Origin of the sequence: Catonella morbi ATCC 51271, from assembly GCF_000160035.2 — a bacterium.
GTDB classification, from domain to species: domain Bacteria; phylum Bacillota; class Clostridia; order Lachnospirales; family Lachnospiraceae; genus Catonella; species Catonella morbi.
In genome coordinates this window covers 1-16,917 of record NZ_KI535371.1, presented here as the reverse complement: position 1 = coordinate 16,917, position 16,917 = coordinate 1, and the positions used below count along the sequence as shown (strand labels likewise).

The following is a 16,917-nucleotide window of genomic DNA, read 5'->3' as shown; positions in this document are numbered from 1 at the left end:
AAATTTTGAAGTAAAATAAATAATGCTAAGTCTGAGTTATAAGCTTTGACTTAGCATTGTTTTATAATGTTCTTACGAAACTTTTTTGAATTTATCAAAGTACAAGATTTCCGTTAGGATCCGACGGTCTTAATGCAACAAGTATTCCTTCTATAACACCAATGACAGAAGGGAGTCCTGTCCAACAAAAAATAAGGCAAAGAATACCCAGTCCCCATCTGCCGGCATAGAATTTTTGTCCTCCTATTCCACCTAAGAAAATAGCCAAGAGAACATATACAAGCTTATTAACGACCCTGCCAGAAGCATAGACGGGGCCTACACCTTGTTGTTGATTTTGTACCTGCGGATTATTTTGTACCTGATTCATATTTATATTTATTCCACCCGCCGGAAAATCATTTCTTCTTTCAATCCTGCTTACAATAGTTCTGGTATCCGTCCTGAATATCTCCACCTCATCTCCTAAATGAGGAACAAAGTTTAAGTCAGAAGCACGGACTTCTTCGATAGTATTGTAATCAGTTCCGATAGAAATTATATCATTGCGAACTTCAATAATTTTTGCCATCTCTAAATACCCTTTCAATATTAAATGCTTGATATACATTATATCCGCATATATAAGCAATGTCAATAAATTTGGTCTTAACAAGGTTTTTCTCGGATAAATTTACTTAAATCCTTGAGATAACAGCCGGTATAATTTCTCAAAATAATCATCATCTTCATTTTCAATTTCTTCCGCAACCAGGTCAGGATAATCGGTTATAATGCCTTCTACAGGCTTGTGTAGGTATTTTGTTATTGTCTCGCTGTCATTAATTGTCCATACAAAGATATCCTTGCCTTTTTCCTTAGCATCATTATTTAATATATCATTAAAAGTAAAATCTTCTATTACAAAGAAATCCACATTTTCATCCGCAAATACCCCAAACTGCAAAGCTATTATATGGCCTGTTTCTATTTCCGGAGCAAGGGTTTCTATCTCTTCCATAATTTCCAGATTGCCGGACATGGCTTTATAAGTTCTGTCAACATTCAGCCTCTTCATTTCATTTATAAAAAGCTCCGCATAGTTTTCAGGTTCACCGCCATGTGGCTTAAGCTCTACCAAAAGCTTCATGTTCAGCTCTTTTGCCCGTTTTACAAACTCCTCAAAGGAAGGTATGTGGCTCACAAAGTCACCCTGCCTTATAGTAAGCCCTACAACCTCATCAAAATTCATATCCTTTACTTTTTTCTTTATACCTGCAAGACGTTTTAAATTGAAATCATGCATTACTACGAACTTATTATCTTTTGTTAAAAGTATATCAACCTCCACGTAGTCCGCTCCGGCCTTTGCAGCTCCCTCCAGTGCTTCTATAGAATTTTCCACACCTTCCCGGGCATAACCTCTATGAGCTATTATGAGAACATCATTATTAAGCTCCGCAGAAAACATCTGATAGCCTACATGCCCAAGTACAATTATAAGTATTATACTTATGCAGGCAGCAAGTTTCTTTCGTTTTTTATTCCAAAACTTTCATATGGCGCAACTTTGAAAGAAAGTGGCTCGTCATTGTCTATTATAAGCTTCACTATGGAAGATATGATAACCAACTTGGATATTACTATGAAAAAGAAAAAAATTATACGGGTTATGGTATAAAAGATGCTGTTATATACAGCCACCTTACCCGATTCATCCAAAAGCTCAAATATAAAAGTATTTAAGCCCAAGAAAAATCCCCCGACAAAGAGCATAATAAGACCAAATTTAAGCCATATCAGCATCAGTTTGAATTTGCCTTTTTTAGTAAATTCAAAACTTCTCTTCATATTGTATGAAAACGGACGGTTATTAATAACTGTTAGCGGAACGGAAAATATCAGGCGGAGATTAATGTAACCGCAAATAAGGAGAAAGCTAATATATATAACCTTTCCGCCTAAAGTTTTCATAAGTTCCTCGGTTATGAACTTAGGTATAAAAAATTTTTCCGAAAATACCGAACTCATTCCCAGGTTAGACAGTGGTATCATTAAGACAAAATATACTACAAAGAAAAACAGTTGCTTGAAGTTAAAGTTCCTCCATTTTAAGAAAGCATTTTTAATATTTTCTTTCCATAAAAAATGCACTTTTTTATATGAGCAGTAAACCATAAGAGTTAAGACAGAAAACTCAAACAAAGTAAGCACGCTTAGTAACATAATAAATATAATTAACAGAATAAAGCTTAAAGGCTCATTAATTATGTCTATAAAATTATGCGCAGTGAAGTTTTCCTGACCTGCACTTACAAGTGCCAGTTTGAATATAAATCTGAGTAGAAAACTACCGGCTGTAGTCAACATAAGCTGTAAAAGTACAGCCTTGGAATAATATGTAAATTTATTCTGATTTATATTTCCCCTCACAGCCTTGCTCAGTTTTTTGCTCTCTATATACATATGGTTCCTCTTTTATTTTTATGTTTAACTTGTTATTCAGTCCCCTCCAGCTCTTTTAATCTCTCTTTCGGAAGCTTATCCCCGCAGTCAAGGCTTACAAGGCTCTCTGTTTCGGTAAGAGCATTGGTAAACCACATTTTTGCTTCCGCCTTATCATTAACTCCAAGATAATACTCCCCAAGCTCATAGCAAAGCTCAGAAGGTATTGATACTCCTGCCGAAGGCTCGGCAGCAAGTGCAAATATCCTTGAGGAATATTTAAGTAAACAAAGCGTATTTCTCTGATATCCGGCTGCCCTGATTAAAACAAGAGCTGCCATTACTACCTCATCCACACTTTCCCTTATTTCTATTTCCCTTGAAAAATACGGTTCAGCTTCAATAAAATCACTCTCATCTCCTGCTATGTAGAGTTCTCTCACATACATTTCAAATAAATGTTTACTAAGCTTTTCTCCTGATTCTATAAGCTTCTTGTAGCAGGAAAAATCACGCTTGCTGTGATTATTTTCAGGTGCATGAGTAATTTTAATCTCACTGTCATAGACTACAGTCTCAAGCCTTACCTGTTCATGCAGAGGCTCTATCCATTCAAAGGTCCTTAGCCTTTTGTACAGCTTAGGTCTCAGTTCTTCATCATAGTTGTACGTAGTATTAAATTCCAACTGGTTGGTATATATCATTTGCACTATATCTATTTCAGGAAGCAGACATTGTTTCAACTCCAAAAACTTTTGCCTGTTTTCTTCGTTTAATATTTCATCAGCATCGGCTGAATATATATATTCCATAGTTGCCTTTGAAAATGAAAAATTCCTTGCATCAGAAAAACTTCCTGTCCAGGCAAAATCATAAATCTTATCTGTATATCCGGCTGCAATCTCCTTGGTTGAATCAGTAGAACCTGTATCTACTATGATAAGCTCTTCATACAGCCCCTTAAGAGAATCCAGACAGCGAGCCAGAACTTTTTCCTCATTCTTTACTATCATACACACGCTAACAGTTATACTTTCCCGCATACATCCTCCCAATCAGCTTTATAACTATGCTGCCTCAACTTTACTCTTTGTGGTAGATATAAAAATCATAATACAGCCTATAATTGTAATCACAGAGCCTACCATCATCATTCCGTTGGTTCCGTACCTGTCTATAAGCACTCCTCCGAGCATGGATGCAAAAACTATTCCCAATGTATTTGCCATAGTCATATAGGCTTGTCCCTTAACTCTGTCACATTCTTTCACAGCATAGTTTGCATAATATACTGTTGCCACCACAAAGGTAGCAAAACCGAATAACTGACAAACCTGTACTACGTATAAACTTATAATATCAGGCACAACCAAGGTAAGAATTATCTTAAGCATAATTCCGACACTGCCCACCCTCACCCATACAGAACTATCACGCTTTGCAACCATATAGGCAAAACCGAACATCACAGGTATCTCGCACACGGCCGCTATTGACAGACAAATACCCATATTCACATGAGTTCCGCCTTTAAGGGTAACTATTTGAAATAAAAATACATTTATCAGATTATGTCCCACATAGGCACAAATAGCACCCAGTACAAACAAAGCTATTTTAGGATACTTGATTAAGAACGGTTTTGTATCTGTCTTCCTCTCTGTTCCGCTATCTGCAATTCTAACAGCCTTCTTAAAAGGAAATAAAACTGTACCTGCCAGCAGAATAGATGCAGATAATATGGTGGCTATAGGAACTATACTAAGATTATCTCCCTTGGCAAAGATACCCATTGCATTTACTAAAAGAGCATACATCATTGATGCAGTTCCTCTTGCAGCCCCATAATTGATTTCCTTCCCCTGATTCATCATTTCCATAGCTATGGAATTTGTCAGCGGAACCATAAGCTGCATAATAGATATCAGCGAGCCGAATATTATGCCAATAGCAAGTACAAAATTATTGCCTAAAGCAAGCAAAACCACTGCTAAAACAATCTGTAGCCCCGCAAACATAATAAGAAGGGTTTTAACGGACTTACTTTTTTCTTTATCTGCATAACCTGAAACTATTGCCTGTAAAACTGCTGAAATTATGCAGCCTAAACCTGAAATTATTCCAACTTTCGTATTGGAAAAACCCTTTGCAAGCAAAAATACCGATGTGTATCCCATAAGAGGTGCATACATCGCCCACATGCCTATTTGTATAGCCACATAATTAAGTGTAAGATTCTTCTTTTCTTCCATTTCTCCACCAAGTCCTCAGCTTTATATTTTACATCCGGTCAATATCATGATAAAACAAATAAGCGCGATTATCAATCATATCTTTTATTCAAATTAGAGTTTTATTTACACGGAATTATAAGCAGATATTCGGATATTTAAATGATATTTACTTATATTTCCCCTTTCACAAGCCTTTTAAAAACTTCTCCTCTTTCTTCAAAGTTCTTAAAAATGCCATAGCTTGCAGCCGCAGGACTCATTATACAGGATTTTCCTTTTTTGGTAAGTTTTTTAGCAAGTTTTACCGCCTCTTCAAGATTATCTACAAGATGAAGCCTTTCCGAGTTGTTAAGCTCCATATAACCCATTTTCACCTCTTCCTTTATCCTTGCTCCTGTAGTCTCCATAAGGATGATATTTGGCACAGTCGAAGTTTCAAGATATTTAATAAGAGGCTCATAATCTATCCCTCTGTCCATCCCGCCTATAATAACAGTGTCTGTGTCTTTTATTGTGTTCATGGCTTCTATTGCTGTGGCAGGAATGGTGGAAATAGAGTCATCATAAAATTTAATTCCATCAATATTTCCCACAAATTCTAGGCGGTGCGGAAGGGTTTTATAAGTTTTAAGCGCCTTGTTAAAGCCTTCCACAGATACTCCCAAATCCGTGCAAACCGCAAAAGCTACTGCGATATCAAAGAAATTATGAAAGCCCTTTAAGCTTATTTCATCTTCATTTATTCCTGTAGTATAGGTTTTGTGAGATATAAAGTCATCTTCTACAAATGTAGTAACATGCTCATCATTTTCAAATACTTTATCATCACGATTAAAATCATAGATTACCGTAACAGCTGACTTTGCCTCACCTTCTTTTGGGATAACACCTGTACCGCAGTAAAGTTTATCTTTCTCACTCTGATTCTTGTAGATATTTTCTTTTGAGGCCCTGTATTTTTCAAAGCTTCCATAGTGGTCAAGATGTTCGGGGAAAACATTCAGGTACACTCCTATATGAGGTGAATATTTCCCATATTCAAGCTGGTGGCAGGAAAGTTCAAAAACTATTTTCGTGTTTTCTTTTATTTCATCTATCAGGCGAAAGGCTGGAATACCTATGTTTCCGACCAAAAGAGCATCAAAACCGTTTTCTTTTAACTCATGGTAGATGAGGGTTGTGGTAGTACTTTTTCCCTTGGTACCTGTTACACCTATGGTCTGACTTCCGTAAACCTTTAGGAAATACTCAGCCTGAGATGTAATAAGTGCTTTGTACTCTGAAAACGGTTTAGGCAGGACTACTCCCGGACTTTTAAACACTATTTCAAATTCATCTATATGAGCCAGATAATCTGTCCCTGTAATAGTCTTGATATTTGATACAGCTTTACCTGCTATTTCAGTAACTTCTTCTATGTTAATCTCATTTTGGTCTGCTATAGCAAGCTCACTTACTCCGCCTGCCCTCGCCACTACTTCAAGGTTCAGCTTTCCTTCTCTGCCAAAGCCCAGAATGAGTACCTTTTTCCCTGATATTTCTTCTTTTAATGCCTTTATAAGCTTATTTTCCATGAGTCTGCCTTTCTGACTTAATTACTCTCAATAACTCTTTTTACACCGCTTTAATCTTTACCGCCATTACCTGACTGTCTTTAACCGCTATCATCCTATGTGCTATATTAGCCGGTATTTCAAGCAGTTCAAGGCTTTTTAGTGTAACAGCCTCATCTGTCATAAGTAAAATTTCGCCTTCTATTACAAAGATTAAAATTTCTGCCTCATTTTTATACTCAGGCACTTCATTGCCGGCTTTCAAAGATAAATGTACTACCTCATATTTATCTTTACTTGTAACGATTCTTCCAAGCAAGGTATTCGGATCTAAAAAATGTTTTTCCATAGCTATTCTTCTCCTGTTTTTCATTAACCTAATCTTCATTCCTTAGGAAACCTGTAATGCCCCACTATATCCCCTCTCGTAGCAAGTACATCTTCTTCGTATCTAAGCTGCCAGGGATCGTTATGATGGATAATGTAAGGCACTCCGTTCTTATTTCTTCTGTCTGAAACCAAGGCAATGTGTTTCTTAAATATAACTATATCTCCGCCCTGCCATTCTTCTATTTTGTTTACGTCAGTAGTAAGAACCTGTGCATTATGTTCAAAATATACTTTTAAGTTTCTTACTCTTCTAAAGTCTATATTGGAATCAGGCTTGTCTATATTATAGTTCTTGATATTCTTTGCAATATCTTCATCTACAAGCTTTTGCAGGTCATAGCCCGCAGCGAGAAACCCCCTTGCAACCACATCTGTACATACACCGTACTCATCAGTCGGATAGCCACCTTCATAATACTTACTTTTATATTTTGGCCTGGTTTCTACATAGGCTAAGGCTCCCATAAGTATATCACTTTGGTCGTCTATTTTATCACCGTCTTTATCCGAAGGGCTTATATATTTTGTAACAGCCCTCTGATATTTATTTTCAAGTTTTTTTGCTGAGGTATGTTGATATCTTAACAGCATATATATTCCTATACCTAAGACTATTATCAAAACGGAAATAAGGCAAACAGCAAAAATTTTTATTTTATTATTTTTCATATCCACCTCAACAACTTTCATAAACAGCGGTACTGTAAGGCAAACTTCCCTTTCGTAAGCTGTGCATCCCTCGGAGAGATTTTTCTTAAATAAGATGATGTGGGTGTCAAAAGATATTTTTTATTAAAGAAAAATAACAGAGGCACCTGCCTTAATTTTATTAAAACAGATGCCTTATTAACTATTTATTCCCTATCAACATCTATAGGTTTATGTTATCACTAATAACTGCATTTTTCAATGCTAACATTTAATTCAAATTACGGTTAAAGTAAACCGCCTATAGCTACGAAAAGCGGAGCAAATACAACAGCAACTATTGTCATCAGTTTAATAAGAATATTTATAGACGGACCTGAGGTATCTTTGAAAGGATCACCTACCGTATCACCTACTACCGCTGCCTTGTGTGGATTGCTTCCCTTTCCTCCGAAATGCCCTTCTTCTATATACTTCTTGGCATTATCCCAGGCACCGCCCGCATTTGACATCATAATTGCAAGAAGTACTCCCGATGAAAGCGCACCTGCAAGCATACCGCCAAGTGCCTCGGTTCCCATAACTATACCTACGGCAAGCGGAGCCGCTATAGCCATAAGTCCCGGAAGTATCATTTCCTTAAGAGCAGCCTTGGTTGAAATATCTACACACTTTGCATAGTCAGGCTTAGATGTGCCTTCCATTATACCCTTATCTTCCTTAAACTGTCTTCTAACCTCTTCTATCATCTCATTTGCAGCCCTGCCCACCGAATTCATAGTCATAGCTGAGAACAGGAAAGGAAGCATGGCTCCTATAAAAAGTCCCGCTATTACAAGAGGATCCAAAAGGCTTATGGAATCAAGCTTTGCTACCTGTGAATATGAGGCAAAAAGCGCAAGTGCCGTAAGTGCCGCTGAACCAATGGCAAAACCCTTACCTATAGCTGCTGTAGTATTACCTACCGCATCCAGCTTATCCGTAATTTCCCTGACTTCATGAGGAAGTTCGCACATTTCGGCTATACCGCCCGCATTATCAGAAACAGGACCATAGGCATCTACCGCAACAGTCATAGCCGTAGTTGAAAGCATGCCCACTGCCGCAAGTGCTATACCGTAAAGCCCCGCAAAAGCATTTGCAACAAGAATACCTAAAGCAACACAGACAATAGGCCAGAGTGTAGACATCATACCTACACCGAGTCCGGATATAATAGTGGTTGCCGAGCCTGTCTGAGACTGCTCCGCTATCTTTTTAACATGCTTATAATCGCCTGAAGTATAGATTTCAGTAAGCTTACCTATGGCTATGCCTACCACAAGTCCTGCTATGATTGCTATCGCAGGATTATAAGAGTTTAACAAAAGCTTACTCATTATAAATGAGGCTGCGATAACTATAACACCGCTGACATAAGTTCCCGCATTAAGTGCCGATGCCGGATTACCTCCCTCTTTTCCTCTTACAAACATAATTCCGAGTATGGATGCAATAATTCCGATTGCCGAAAGAAGCAAAGGAAAAAGTGAACCCATAAGCGGATTAAGCTCAAATGCCTCCCCTATCTGCGGTGTAATCTTTGGAATAACCACAGCTAAGGTGATAGCCGAAATAATAGAGCCTACATAGGATTCAAATAGGTCAGACCCCATACCTGCCACATCTCCTACGTTGTCACCTACATTATCTGCGATAACAGCAGGGTTTCTCGGATCATCTTCCGGTATGCCTGCCTCTACCTTACCTACAAGGTCAGCTCCCACATCGGCAGCCTTTGTGTAGATACCGCCGCCTACACGACCAAAGAGAGCCATAGAAGAAGCTCCCAGACCAAAGCCTGTGATAACCTGTGCAGAATCCACTCCCATAGCTACAAACACAACTCCAAGGCCAAGAAGTCCAAGTCCTGTTACACATAGTCCCATAACCGCACCTGAACGGAAGGCCACCTTAAGAGCCTTTACCATACCGCCTTCTTTAGCCGCATTGGCTGTCCTTACATTTCCTTTGGTAGCTACCGTCATACCAAAGTAACCTGCAAGTACCGAAAGAAGTGCACCTACAACATAAAGTACAGCTGTAACCCAGCTATTTAAAAGTACTCCGATGAGCACAAAGAGTACAGCAACCACGATAACCATAGTTTTGTACTCACGCCTGAGGAAGGCCATAGCTCCCTCATGGATATAACCCGATATTTCCTTCATCCTATCGGTTCCGCTATCCATACTCCCTATCCATTTTGCCAGACTATAGGCAAAAATCAGTGCAATCACCGCACAAACCGGTACTGAAATTGTTAAAGCATCCATTCACATACCCTCCTCATACATAAAATTTAGCCTAAATTTGATTTTAGCTGTCGTTTATCTCTGCCTAGCTTTTAAATTTTAGTATGTTTTTTACTAAAAAGCAAGTATTTTATGGATATTTATGATAAATATGCTTATTTATTCAGAAAAACATTGTTATTATTTTAACATTTTCGATATTATTATCACATTTTCACAAATCTTATCAGTGATTACAACAAATTTTTACAGTTATCTGTTTAAAACATATTTTTTATGTTTTTCTTACTTCCGGTCATCGAAACGGGGAATAGCAAACCTGCCATTCCCCTAAGTATATTTATACCAAATATTTCATTTTATATTTTTGCACTTATATCTGTTTCAAAAAACTTCTTCATAGCCGCTTCAAGATAATAAGTATCTTTTACACCTCCGCTCTCATAAGGTGAATGCATAGCCCACTGTGCCATACCTATATCCACCGCATTTAATGATACCTGAGCATTTGAGATATTGCCAAGAGTAGAACCTCCCGCCACGTCTGAACGGTTAGTAAAGGTCTGAACCGGCACCTCGGCCTCAGCACAAATATCTCTGAATACCGCACCTGACACCGCATCTGTAGTGTATTTCTGGTTAGCGTTATACTTGATAACCACTCCCTTATTTACTACCGGTCTGTTGCAAGGATCAGCCTTTTCGGTGTAGTTAGGGTGTACCGAATGGGCATTATCGGCAGATACCATAAAACTCCTTGCCACAGCCTGAAGATAGCTTTCCTCATCTCCGCCCAGAGCCTTGTTTACACGGGTTAGCACATCCTTAAGGAAGGTGGAAGCAGCCCCCTGTTTTGTACCTGAGCCAACTTCTTCATTGTCAAATACACAGTGAACCGCAATGTTATTCTTATTCTTAGCCTCTATTATGCTCTCTGCCCCCGCAAATACACACTGAAGGTCATCCAGCCTGCCTGCCGCTATGAATTCATTGTTCGCCCCCCAGACTGTACCTTTTACCCTGTTTGTGAGGAAAAGGTCTGTATCAAGAATTGCATCTTTTGAGACACCAAGCTCTTTTGCAATTATATCGTATAAAGTCACATCTGAGCCGAGCTCCGCAAATATCGGCTGAGTATCTGTCTGCGCATTATACTTATAACCATCATTAGCTTCTCTGTTCATATGGATTGCGAGATTCGGTATCATTATTATATCTCTGTCTATATGAATTAAATTCTCCTCTATCTTTGTGCCCTTTTTCACCATAACCCTGCCGGCTATACCGAGCGGTCTGTCAAACCACGGTGCCATAAGCATTCCGCCATATTTCTCTACATTTAATTTAACAAAATTTTTCTCTGCAGTAATCTCAGCATTTGCCTTAATCTTAAATGTCGGAGAATCACTGTGGGCTGCTGTTATATTAAATCCCTTAAAATCCTTTTTAGGTATCTTAAATGCTATAATAGAAGAGTTATTGCGGGTTACATAATAATTCCCTCCCTTCTTTACTTCAAATCTTTCCTTCTCCGATAGTCTCTTAAAGCCGGCATTTTCATACATTTTACCAAGTGCCGCTATTACATGAAAAGGACTTGGGTTGGCATCAAGAAAGCCAATCAGCCTTTTAGACGCTTCTAAATATTTATCCATAATTTCCTTCCTTTCACAAATTAAATATTACAGATATTCTATCAAAACTTTTTTTATCATTCAAGTTCTATCCCTTTTATACCCATATCTACACCTGCTGACAGTAGGTAATTTATCAAGATGACTATTGAAAATTTTTCAATTACTGCTATACTTATTAAGCAAAAGAGTAAAAAATAATCCTATTTTATCGTTTCCTCCGTCTGCGAGGATTTAAAAGGAAATATTATATACTTCAGCAATACAAAGAAGAGGTAATTATATGAAAATTAAAAAGTTGTTTAGTTTTCTTCTTATCTTCTGTATTCTATTTCCAATCACTTCCTGCTCCACCAATATAATAAGACCGATAACAGAAGATACCGAAATAACTCTTTGGACTTATCCTATAGGTGATTGGGGGAATGAAGCGGTTGTAAACGAACTTGTCAGAGATTTTACTGAAGTTAATCCCGAAATTACCGTAAAAACAAAATTTTTGGACTATAAAAGCGGTGACAAGGAAGTAGAGGAGGCTATTCGTTCAGGAAAAGCTCCCAATCTCATACTCGAGGGGCCTGAAAGACTTGTGGCTGATTGGGGAAGACGCGGACTGATGGAAGATCTTGCAGACTTATATACAGATGCATCTAAGGACATATACGAAAACGTGGTATTCGCCTGCCGTTCAAGTGACGGAAAATTCTATGAATATCCTTTATGTATGGCTACTCATTGTATGGCAATCAATAAAAGAATTTTTGAAGAAACAAATGCCTTACAATATGTCAACCTTTCAAACTACACCTGGACTACCAAGGATTTTTTAAAGGCTGTGGAAACTATCTACCGCCATGGATACAAAGATGTCCTAAAAATATACTGCAAGAGTAAAAGCGGCGATCAGGGAAGCCGAGCTCTTGTGAACAATCTTTATGACGGCACATACACAGATGATGAACACCGTTCATATACCATAGATTCTTCCAAAAACATAGCTGCTCTGTCCGCACTCGACTCCTGTCAGGGTATATCCATTGATTCTGATTTAAGTAGCAGTGATGAAATAGACAAGTTTAGAAAAGGAGAACTGGCTATATCAATCTGCTGGAGCCCTTCTCTGCATAATGATACTACCTTCGGTCAGGCGGGAAAAACTGTTAGCGGTGATGAAATAATTCCTATGCACTTCCCTTCTCCGAATGGTTCCTCTAAACTTGTAGGAGGAATCTGGGGCTTCGGAATTTTTAAGAATGATGATAAAAACAAGATAAAAGCATCCAAGATGTTTATTGATTATATGGCAAACGACGAAAAAGGTGCAAGAAATGCAGTCAGAATCAGCCGTTTCTTCCCTGTGCACAAAGGACTCACCGATGTCTATGTAAATACCGAAATAAGCAGCACGATGGATTTGTTCTCAAAACACTTTATGTTAAATATGGGAGATTATTATCAGGTAACCCCCGGCTGGACAAAGGTTCGTTCCCTGTGGAAAACTGCCCTTCAGTCGATATCAAAAGGAGACAACATCAGAAAAACTCTCAGAGACTGCAATTCTAAGGCTAACAGTATTGCGAAAGAATCAAATTCTAAGTAATTGACAGATTTTTTAACCGGAATATTTCAAAATACTTTTCCGGTTCAACAGAAAGAACTTCCATAAAATGGAAGTTCTTTCTATATATAACATATTTACAATTATTATTTCTCACTGATTATAGTTCCGGCTCTGCCCTTTATGCCAAGCAGTACCTTGTCTAAGGATGTAATTATCGCTCTTTTTTCTACACCTGTAGTCACAAACTCAACTGCAGCTTCTATTTTAGCAAGATCCAGTCCTTTTTCAAAATTTCCCTCTTCCATATACTGTTTAGCCTCTTTTACCGTAATCTGAGATAGCGGCATTTCATCAGGACTTCCTTTATGAACAATCAAATTGTCTTTATTTGTTAAGAAGATAATTTCATCAGCTTCAAGCATCTGTCCAAGTCTTGCTGCAGTAAAGTCCTTCTCTATAATCGCACTTGCTCCCTTGAGGGCAGTTCCCTGCTGCATAACAGGTATTCCGCCTCCGCCGCAGGCTATAACCACCTGATCAGCCTCTACAAGGGTTCTTATAGCATCTATCTCATAGATATCAATCGGCCTCGGCGAAGGAATTACTCTTCTGAAACCTTTCTCCTCTTCAACTACAAAGTTCCCTTTGTTTACCTCTGCGTCTGCCTCGTCACGGTTCATATATCTTCCGATAACCTTGGTAGGATTGGTGAATGCCTTGTCAAAAGGATCCACTCTTACCTGAGTAATAATGGTACAAACTGTTTTGTAAATGCCCCTGTTAAGAAGGGCCTCTCTTATACTGTTCTGCAAGTCATAACCGATATAGCCCTGACTTAAGGCACCACAAACAGACATAGGTGCTACAGAAAATTCCGGTTCAAGTCTGGAGTATTCAGTCATTGCAGTATGAAGCATTCCTATCTGCTCCCCATTACTATGGGTTACAACAACTCTGTAACCTGCCAGTACTATATCAGCTATTTTCTCAGCCGCCGCCTTTACATTTTCTTTCTGCTTAGGTATGGTTTTTCCAAATGCATTTCTTCCGAGTGCTACAACGACCAGTTTCTTTTCGTTTTCCATAATCCCTCCAAACAGAACATTTCAACCGTATTTATCCATTTTTATTTAATGCTAATTATCCTTAAAGAAGATTTGATAACATAAAAATACTTTATTTCTTTAAGCGCGGCAATACCTTCATAATTGCGGTAAGTACAACAAAAAGAAGAATACTGTCAAGCGGTATCATAATAAGGTTCTTAACCATCCTTGCAGGCATGAGCGACATAAATGCCTCTCCTCTTTCAAATGCCATAAGGTAGGTGCTAAGACCCGCATTGATAAAGATTTTTACCAAGCTCTGAGCAAATACTATCCTCATAAAGCTGACAGGTTTTTTGTAAAGTACGGTACCGAAGACAAGGCCTGCAAGCACTGCCACAGCCGTATATCCCGGGTTAAATGTTCCGGTCGGCTTTAGTATGAACTTTACTATGTCCATAACTCCGCCATATACAGCTCCTACTGCAGGACCAAACATAAAGTCTGCAATACGGTTGGGTATCCAGGCATAGGTTATTGTAAACGGCCCAAAAGGTATGGTGGCAAACATCTTAAGTATAATACTTAATGCTCCCATAAGGCCGCATAAAATAACAGTATGCAGACTCTTAAATTCACCTGCCGATGACCCAAAGGTTTTTGGCAGGGCTGCGGTTTCTTTTACAAAGTTTACAGGAAAACCAACAATTCCCTGAAGCTCTGAAAAAAGAAAGTTTTTCTTAGTTGCTTCTTTTTCGTTCATCATCTTAACCTCCTTTGCAGTTTATCCATACTACAAAAGAGTATAAGAATACATACTCTGATGTAACAGCGGGATGCGAAAACCTCACCGCGAGCATTTAACTCTTCGTCCTGCCGGCAACTCCCCGTCCGGCTGGCACTTTACGCTAGATTTTCTACTCTGCTTTGCATGTTTATTTGTAACTATTAAAGTATAAGGTAGAACTTTTCCTCTGTCAAGCAAGTAAATGCAGAAACCATCCTGTTATACTAAAAGTTTCGCCTGTAGCTTGTCACATAAGCGACATCTTCATAGCCGCCGCAATGCAATATCGCGGATAGTTTTTTATTGAATAAAAATTTCGAAGAAACTTCTTATTCAAATAAAAAAAGCCCCTACCCGGCAGACTATTCCACCAAACAAGGACCTCTGAGTGCGTCTTCAGGGGCTCGAACCCTGGACACCCTGATTAAGAGTCAGGTGCTCTACCAGCTGAGCTAAAGACGCATAAGTTTTGTTGAACGCAAGAAACATTATACACTATGCTTACAGAAAATGCAAGAAAAATATTAAATAAATTTTGCACTATTTTAGATGTATATAACAAGAATTTGTTGTGTATTTTTAAAAGTGTGCTTTCACTTACTTCGCACCTGATCGGTGCCGTAAGGCAAAATTCCCTATTAAGTAAGAACAATACTGCCGGACCACAGACCTGAGCCTGTAATCCGGCAAAGAATTTTAATCAGTTTTGCTAAGAGCCTTCTGTTTTTCCAGCTCTTCTCTCTTCCTCGCTCCCTGAAAAATCAAATCATGATAGATAAAATCTACTATAGCCGCAAAAGGTATGGCAAGCAAAATACCTGTCACTCCCAGAATTCTGCTTCCTACAATGATTGATATAAGAATCCATACCCCCGGTACCCCAAGGCTGCCGCCAAAAAGCTTAGGCTTCAAAACATAGCCATCTATTGTCTGTAGTATAATAGTAAAAATAATGAACCAAAGCGCATGTAACGGATTGACCAGTACAAGTACAAAGCCTCCTATTATAGCACCTACTATAGGTCCAAAGGTCGGTGCAAGATTAGTGACCCCTACTACCAGAGAAATAAGCACCGAATAAGGTATGCCTGCTATCGACATAAAAATGAAGTTTGCCACTCCAACTATAATTCCGTCTATTATGTCAAAGGCTATATATCTTATAAGAATACTGTTACATCTTTCCCAAAATCCAGCAAAAGCCTTATACTTATCCTCTTTGATTATGCGCTTCAAAAGCCTGCTGAAACTTCCCTTAAGCCTGTCCTTATCCGCAAGATAATATATAGCAAGAAACATTGCGATAAACAAGTCAAAAATTGCTTTACTTATGCTGATAGAGGTATTTAAGATTCCGTTAAAATTCTCAGGAATCTTCCTTCCTATCATACTCAGTGTATCATCACCGAATCTAATCAGCCCGCTTATATCTATATTACGTTTAGCCGCCTCTACACTTGCAGTCTTAAGAAAATGTTGCAGGCTTTCCACATATGTGTTTATATTTTTAACAAAGGTCTGGATACTTACAATTATCTGCGGTATCAGAGCGACCATTAAAAGAATTATGATAATGGCTATACCCACCAAGGCAGTAGTAACCGAAAGTTTCTTTTTTGTATTTTCATTTTTAATATCCGCAAATACTGTTTTCTTTAGGAATGTTACAAAGGGATCAATAATATAGGCTATTATAAGCCCTGTCACAAGCGGACTTAATATCTTATATACAACCTTTATTCCATTAAAAATATCGCCTAAATTTGATAGAAGAAAAAATAAAACCACTGCCGAACAGGTAGCAATTGTATATGCAACCCATCTTTTTTCCAGTAAATCTTTGTTAAACTTCATACAAGCCTCCAAACTACAGTATTATAAAAAATCATATCCCTAAAGAGCTGAGAGCCCTACAACACAGGATTCTTTTTTGACAAATAATTCAAAAATAATTTCTCATTAAACAAGAACAATGATATCACATGAAATAATGAAAAACCATAGAGAAAGTTTTAATTTTTTTTAACTTTACCTTTACAGTCCCCCCACTTTCGTTTAAAATTAATAAAACGCCAAAAATAAAATAAAGTCCAGCTAATAAATGTCAATACCTAAAAGGGAAAAATCTTATTTTTTATTTTAGGTAAAAAAGGACAGACTACCCCCTTGGTGCAGATGGCATTGAAAAAATTATGCAGCTGTATTACTCTTTGAAGAGTTGTATTGCCTGATGTGTTCCCGTGGAGTGATGATTTCAAAAGGCTTGCTATCCCTTAGTATGGCAAAAATCATATTGCATACCTTATGAGATACAGCCCCCATTGCCACAAGCTTTGGCTTTGATTC

Annotated in this window: 14 protein-coding genes, 1 tRNA gene, 1 pseudogene and 1 riboswitch; of the genes and pseudogenes, 1 reads left to right on the top strand and 15 read right to left on the bottom strand. The window is 38.1% G+C overall.

Annotated features, from left to right (window positions below):
* Positions 1–94: 94 nt before the first annotated feature.
* The 10 genes from GCWU000282_RS17225 to GCWU000282_RS14580 all read right to left on the bottom strand — a co-directional run bounded on the left by GCWU000282_RS17225 (position 95) and on the right by GCWU000282_RS14580 (position 11,198).
* Positions 95–571, bottom strand: a complete 477-nt coding sequence (locus GCWU000282_RS17225) for a TM2 domain-containing protein (RefSeq protein ID WP_035041446.1) — start codon at positions 569–571, stop codon at positions 95–97.
* A gap of 102 nt (positions 572–673) precedes the next feature.
* Positions 674–1,450: a glycerophosphodiester phosphodiesterase gene (locus GCWU000282_RS17220; protein WP_023355959.1), complete on the bottom strand. Its 777-nt coding sequence runs from the start codon at positions 1,448–1,450 to the stop codon at positions 674–676.
* 41 nt (positions 1,451–1,491) lie between these two features.
* Positions 1,492–2,445: a glycerophosphoryl diester phosphodiesterase membrane domain-containing protein gene (locus GCWU000282_RS17215; protein WP_023355958.1), complete on the bottom strand. Its 954-nt coding sequence runs from the start codon at positions 2,443–2,445 to the stop codon at positions 1,492–1,494.
* Between the two features lie 32 nt (positions 2,446–2,477).
* The gene (locus GCWU000282_RS14610; protein WP_051384211.1) at positions 2,478–3,467 is read right to left on the bottom strand and encodes a glycosyltransferase family 2 protein; all 990 of its coding nucleotides are present in this window, start codon (positions 3,465–3,467) and stop codon (positions 2,478–2,480) included.
* Positions 3,468–3,491: 24 nt separating this feature from the next.
* On the bottom strand, positions 3,492–4,676 hold the full coding sequence (locus tag GCWU000282_RS14605; protein WP_023355956.1) for an MFS transporter: 1,185 nt from the start codon (positions 4,674–4,676) through the stop codon (positions 3,492–3,494).
* Between the two features lie 152 nt (positions 4,677–4,828).
* A complete protein-coding gene (murD, locus tag GCWU000282_RS14600) occupies positions 4,829–6,232 on the bottom strand; it encodes a UDP-N-acetylmuramoyl-L-alanine--D-glutamate ligase (RefSeq protein ID WP_023355955.1) in 1,404 nt (467 codons plus the stop codon).
* A 40-nt stretch (positions 6,233–6,272) separates the two neighbouring features.
* The gene (locus tag GCWU000282_RS14595) at positions 6,273–6,560 is read right to left on the bottom strand and encodes a cupin domain-containing protein (RefSeq protein WP_035041365.1); all 288 of its coding nucleotides are present in this window, start codon (positions 6,558–6,560) and stop codon (positions 6,273–6,275) included.
* A gap of 35 nt (positions 6,561–6,595) precedes the next feature.
* The gene (locus tag GCWU000282_RS14590) at positions 6,596–7,270 is read right to left on the bottom strand and encodes a DUF1287 domain-containing protein (RefSeq protein WP_035041442.1); all 675 of its coding nucleotides are present in this window, start codon (positions 7,268–7,270) and stop codon (positions 6,596–6,598) included.
* Positions 7,271–7,536: 266 nt separating this feature from the next.
* Positions 7,537–9,564 carry a sodium-translocating pyrophosphatase gene (locus GCWU000282_RS14585; RefSeq protein WP_023355951.1) on the bottom strand — a complete coding sequence of 676 codons (2,028 nt, stop codon included), beginning with the start codon at positions 9,562–9,564 and terminating at the stop codon, positions 7,537–7,539.
* A gap of 338 nt (positions 9,565–9,902) precedes the next feature.
* Positions 9,903–11,198 carry a M18 family aminopeptidase gene (locus GCWU000282_RS14580; protein ID WP_023355950.1) on the bottom strand — a complete coding sequence of 432 codons (1,296 nt, stop codon included), beginning with the start codon at positions 11,196–11,198 and terminating at the stop codon, positions 9,903–9,905.
* Positions 11,199–11,460: 262 nt separating this feature from the next.
* Here GCWU000282_RS14580 and GCWU000282_RS14575 point away from each other — a divergent pair, with 262 nt between their 5' ends.
* On the top strand, positions 11,461–12,777 hold the full coding sequence (locus tag GCWU000282_RS14575) for an ABC transporter substrate-binding protein (RefSeq protein ID WP_023355949.1): 1,317 nt from the start codon (positions 11,461–11,463) through the stop codon (positions 12,775–12,777).
* A 104-nt stretch (positions 12,778–12,881) separates the two neighbouring features.
* On the opposite strand, the gene arcC is transcribed toward GCWU000282_RS14575, so the two are convergent.
* The 5 genes and pseudogenes from arcC to GCWU000282_RS17725 all read right to left on the bottom strand — a co-directional run.
* Entirely contained in the window at positions 12,882–13,823 is a 942-nt protein-coding gene (gene arcC / locus GCWU000282_RS14570; protein ID WP_023355947.1) for a carbamate kinase, read from the bottom strand.
* Positions 13,824–13,914: 91 nt separating this feature from the next.
* Positions 13,915–14,550, bottom strand: a complete 636-nt coding sequence (locus GCWU000282_RS14565; protein WP_023355946.1) for a folate family ECF transporter S component — start codon at positions 14,548–14,550, stop codon at positions 13,915–13,917.
* Positions 14,551–14,611: 61 nt separating this feature from the next.
* Positions 14,612–14,711, bottom strand: a riboswitch (THF riboswitch).
* Positions 14,712–14,960: 249 nt separating this feature from the next.
* Positions 14,961–15,033 (bottom strand) — tRNA-Lys (locus GCWU000282_RS14560).
* Positions 15,034–15,267: 234 nt separating this feature from the next.
* Positions 15,268–16,425 carry an AI-2E family transporter gene (locus tag GCWU000282_RS14555; protein ID WP_023355944.1) on the bottom strand — a complete coding sequence of 386 codons (1,158 nt, stop codon included), beginning with the start codon at positions 16,423–16,425 and terminating at the stop codon, positions 15,268–15,270.
* Between the two features lie 336 nt (positions 16,426–16,761).
* Positions 16,762–16,917: pseudogene (locus tag GCWU000282_RS17725) on the bottom strand (IS110 family transposase); the annotation flags it as partial.